This window comes from Haloferax sp. s1 (genome assembly GCF_058382125.1).
In genome coordinates this window covers 1-1888 of record NZ_JBZRPK010000201.1, presented here as the reverse complement: position 1 = coordinate 1888, position 1888 = coordinate 1, and the positions used below count along the sequence as shown (strand labels likewise).

The 1888-nt window shown below is 64.5% G+C and carries 2 protein-coding genes; one reads left to right on the top strand and one right to left on the bottom strand.

Going from position 1 to position 1888, the window contains the following annotated elements; translation table 11 throughout:
- On the bottom strand, positions 1–713 hold a 713-nt coding region (locus tag QT222_RS01660; protein ID WP_491476097.1), incomplete at its 3' end, for a helical backbone metal receptor.
- Positions 714–955: 242 nt separating this feature from the next.
- Here QT222_RS01660 and QT222_RS01655 point away from each other — a divergent pair.
- Positions 956–1888, top strand: a 933-nt coding sequence (locus tag QT222_RS01655; protein WP_491476096.1) for a transcription initiation factor IIB, incomplete at its 3' end; no start/stop codon positions are given.

Sequence of the window (1888 nt, the reverse complement as noted above, 5' to 3'; positions counted from 1 at the left end):
CGCGCAAGTCGGTCCACGCCGGACATGAGCGCGGGACTCGGCTGATTGAGAAGCGAGTCGTCGACCGCGTGAACCGCAGCATCGACGCCCCACTCGCGCGCTTCGAACGCGTCGGGGTCGCCGCGTTCACCTTTGCCGCACGGGTGGAGCACCACGTGGGCCGGGTCGGCGGCCGCAACGTCGTCGGCGTCGACTTCTCGTGCCCGTTCACCGGCATCGAGGAATGGGTAGGTCCCACCAGCAGCGCGGACAACGTCCGGAACCCAGTTTCCTGCAGCCATTGGTGGGTCGGCCCACTCTTCGCAGTAGACGGTCGGACGAGAGTAGTCGTCGACAGCCGCAGCGACGCGGTCGAGGTGCGTTCGGCAATCGTCGGCGAGCGCCGCGCCGGCGGTTGCATCGCCAGCGGCATCGCAGACGACGGGAAACGAGTCGAGCACGTCGTCGAGCGTCTCGGGAGCGACGTGGACTACGTCGAAACCGCGCTCTCGTGCCTCCGCTGTGACATCCGTCTGGAGGTCGTCGGCGGTGCAGAGTGTATCCGGGTCGAGTGCTTCGATTCGCTCGAAATCGGGGTTCAACCAGCCGCCGACGGCAGGCCGGTCCAGCGAGGAGTGAACGGTCGCCCCGACGACGCGGGACGCGAGTCCAGCGGCGTCGAGAATGGCTGTCGCACTCGGGGCGAGAGAGACGATTCGAGGGGTCCCGGACATACGTACGAGTCAAGAGGTTCTTCCGTGAAAAATAGGTGTCGCGTCCGGTTCGCAGGCTTTGTAACCGAATTTCGTACAAACCTCAATTGACCCGTGTGACCGGCTCACACGTGCAAATATCGCCACCGGCCCGAGCGATACCAAACCATTTATGCGTTCGTCTGCGGTCCTTCGTGTTACGGACCGCATCCGGGATTCTAGTCACCTCTAATCCATCTCCCGGAGCACCCGCCGTCGTATCCATGAGTGAACGAATCTGGACCCGAAACCCCGGCGCACAGGAACGAGAACAAAAACAGCAGAACGGCCGACAGCAGTCCGAAAGCGAACAGGAATCCACCAAGGGTGACACCCTGAAGTGTCCCGAGTGTGGCGGCCACGTCGTCACCGACGACGAACACGGTGAGACCGTCTGTAACGACTGTGGTCTCGTCGTGACCGCAGACTCCGTCGACCGCGGCCCGGAATGGCGCGCGTTCGACGCCCGCGAGAAGGACGAGAAGTCTCGTGTCGGTGCTCCGACCACCAACACGATGCACGACAAGGGGCTTTCGACGAACATCGACTGGCGCGACCGCGACGCGTACGGGAATTCGCTCGGCGCTCGCCAGCGACAGAAGATGCAGCGCCTCCGCAAGTGGAACGAGCGCTTCCGTACCCGCGACTCCAAGGAACGCAACCTGAAGCAGGCGCTCGGCGAAATCGACCGGATGGCGTCCGCGCTCGGTCTCCCCGAGAACGTCCGCGAGACCGCGTCTGTCATCTACCGTCGCGCCCTCGACGACGACCTGCTCCCCGGTCGCTCCATCGAGGGTGTCGCCACGTCGTGTACCTACGCCGCTGCCCGTATGGCCGGCGTGCCGCGCTCGCTCGACGAAATCGCTGAAGTCTCGCGCGTCGAAAAGAGCGAAGTCGCTCGCACCTATCGCTACATCGCGCGCGAACTCTCGCTCGAAGTCAAGCCCGCGGACCCCGAACAGTACGTCCCGCGATTCGCCAGCGAACTCGGGCTTTCCGACGAGTCGAAGATGCGTGCTCGCAAACTCCTGAAGAACGCCAAGGAAAAGGGCGTCCACTCGGGTAAGTCGCCGGTCGGTCTCGCCGCCGCTGCAGTCTACGCGGCCGCGCTTCTCACCCACGAGAAGACGACGCAGGCCGCCGTCAGCGACGCTGGC